The sequence below is a fragment of the Rugosimonospora africana genome, from assembly GCF_016862975.1.
GTDB lineage: Bacteria > Actinomycetota > Actinomycetes > Mycobacteriales > Micromonosporaceae > Rugosimonospora > Rugosimonospora africana.
Window position 1 is genome coordinate 1 of sequence record NZ_BONZ01000004.1, and the last position, 2,503, is coordinate 2,503.

2 protein-coding genes and 1 pseudogene are annotated in these 2,503 nt (G+C 71.2%); 1 reads left to right on the top strand and 2 read right to left on the bottom strand.

Annotated features, from left to right (window positions below; genetic code table 11):
• Both Raf01_RS01590 and Raf01_RS01595 read right to left on the bottom strand, forming a co-directional pair.
• Positions 1-638 (bottom strand): response regulator (locus Raf01_RS01590; RefSeq protein ID WP_239133292.1); only part of this gene is annotated, 638 nt, incomplete at its 3' end.
• On the bottom strand, positions 631-1,890 hold the full coding sequence (locus tag Raf01_RS01595) for an ATP-binding protein (RefSeq protein ID WP_203915877.1): 1,260 nt from the start codon (positions 1,888-1,890) through the stop codon (positions 631-633). The genes Raf01_RS01595 and Raf01_RS01590, both read right to left, overlap by 8 nt.
• A 137-nt stretch (positions 1,891-2,027) precedes the next feature.
• On the opposite strand from Raf01_RS01595, the pseudogene Raf01_RS01600 reads away from it, so the two are divergent.
• Positions 2,028-2,503 (top strand): annotated as a pseudogene (locus tag Raf01_RS01600) (hypothetical protein); the annotation flags it as partial.

Genomic DNA, 2,503 nt, shown 5'->3' on the forward strand with positions numbered 1-2,503 from the left:
AGACGCCGGTCGGCGGCCCACCGCGACAACTCGTACCGGTTGGACATCTGGAGCTTGCGGAGCACGTTGGAGACGTGGGTCTCCACGGTCTTGATGGAGATGTACAGCTCCTTGGCGATCTCCTTGTACGCGTACCCGCGTGCCAGCAGTCGCAGGACCTCGCGCTCCCGGTTGGTCAGCTGGTCCAGCTCCGGATCCGCGACCGGGACGTCCGGCCGGGCAGCGAACGCGTCCAGCACGAACCCGGCGAGCCGCGGGCTGAACACGGCGTCGCCCTCGGCCACCCGGCGGATCGCCGCGGCCAGGTCCTCCGGTGAGATGGTCTTGGTGACGTAGCCGCGCGCACCGGCGCGGATGAGCCCGATCACGTCCTCGGCGGCGTCCGACACGGACAGCGCGAGGAACTTGATCTGCGGGTGGCTGCGCCGGACCGCGTCGAGCACCGCCCGCCCACCGCCATCGGGCATGTGCACGTCGAGCAGGACGACGTCCGGATTCGAGGCGCCGATCGCGCTGGTCGCCTGGCTCACCGTGCTCGCCTCGCCGATCACGTCGACGTACGCGCCCAGCTCCGCCCGTACGCCGGCCCGGAACATCGCGTGATCGTCGACGAGGAAGACCCGGAGCCGCTCATCCATTCCTGTTTCCATCTCTGTCCTTCCGCTCCGGGATCGGCATGAAGAGCCTGACCTCGGTGCCGTCTCCCGGCTGGCTGCGGATCTCCGCCCTGCCGCCGTGCCGCTCCATGCGGCCGATGATCGATCCCCGTACGCCGTGCCGATCATTTTCCACTGTGGACAGATCGAAGCCCACTCCACGGTCCCGTACGAAGACCGCGATCGTCTCCTGCTCGACCTCGGCGTACAGCGAGATGCTCTGTACCTTGGCGTGCTTCGCCGCGTTGACCATCGCCTCCCGGGCGGCGGCGACCAGCGGGCCGACCCGGTCGTCCACGCTGTGATCGCCGACCACCACCGACTCCACCGCGATCGCGTAGGTGTCCTCGACCTCGGCCGCCGCCTCCTCCAGCGCCGCGGACAGCACCTCGCAGGGCGCCGCGACCGGCTTGTAGAGCCAGTTGCGCAGGGTGCGCTCCTGACCGCGGGCCAACCGGAGGACGGCTTTGGAGTCGCCGGAGTTGCGCTGGATCAGGGCCAGCGTGTGCAGGACCTGGTCGTGCACCATCGCGGCCAGCTCGGCGCGCTCCTGCTCGCGGATGCGGCCCTCGCGCTCCGCGCGCAGCTGGGAGAACATCCGCCACAGCAGGGGGCCGATCACCACGGCCACCCCGGCGAGCGCGACCACCGCGAAGATCAGGCCGTACAGCAACTCGCCGAAGCTGGTCGAGTCGAAGACCCGGAAGACGTACAGGGTGCCGATGAGCCCGGTGACGATCAGCAGGCCGCCGCCGACCAGCCGGAGCAGGTAGCTGCGCCGGTCGCCCTCGTCGACCACGACCCCCAGCCAGGGCGCCTGCGGTACGGCGTCGCGCCACTGCCGGCGCCGGTTCGGGTCGGCCAGGTGCCAGATCAACCCCGCACCGACCGCGATCATGGCGATCAACCAGCCCAGCGCGCCGGCGGCCCCGCCGCCGAACCCGGACAGCTGGGAGACCAGCACGATGCCCACGCCCAGGGCGAGGAACGGCACGATCAGCCGCCGGTCCCGACCGGTCGGCCGGGACCCGAGAGGACCGGGCGCCACCGGCAGGACCGCCCAGAACGCGGCGTACAGCAGCGCACCCAGCCCGTTGACCGGCAGCAGGACGATGAACGCGATGCGTACGGCGAGCGTGGGCAGCCCGAGATGGGTCGCGATGCCGGATGCCACACCCGCGACGACCCGGTGACCGGGGTCCCGGTACAGGCGACGGACGGTGACCACCAACATTCCCCTCGATTGACTGCTCCGATCGTCACACGTTCAGAGGTCCGCTGGCCACGGGGGACGTCCCCGAGCAGATTCTCAGGGTCCGATCAGGGTCCGCACCGGAGGTCAGCCATCCGTAGAGAAGCGAAGATCGGAGCATGACGAACCAGGCTGCCCCGCACGAGCCGGACCGGGACCACCCGCCCGCCGGTCCGGTTTCGGTGCCTGCCGAGGGCGAATCGACCATGGGCGCCCCGGACGAGGACGAGTCGATCATGCCGGCGCCGACCGGGGACGGTTCGGCGGCACCGGACGCGGGCGGCGGCCTCGTCGCCGGCGAGCGCTCCGGTGAGTTCTCCGCCGAGACTTTCTCAGACGAGCCGAGCCAGGGCGAGCCGCTTCCAGACCAGCCGCTTCCAAGCGACGTGTCGGATGTCACACCCGCCGGAGAGCCGGCCGATGCGATCGACCCGAGCGAGCCGGCCGACCGGAGCGCGACCGCGCCGACCTTCGACGAGCCCGAGCTGGCCACCGACGCCACCAGCGCCACCGCCACCGCCACCGCCACCGCCACCGCCACCGGCACCGGCACCGGCACCGGCACCGGCGACGGCGACAGCGACAGCGACGAGCC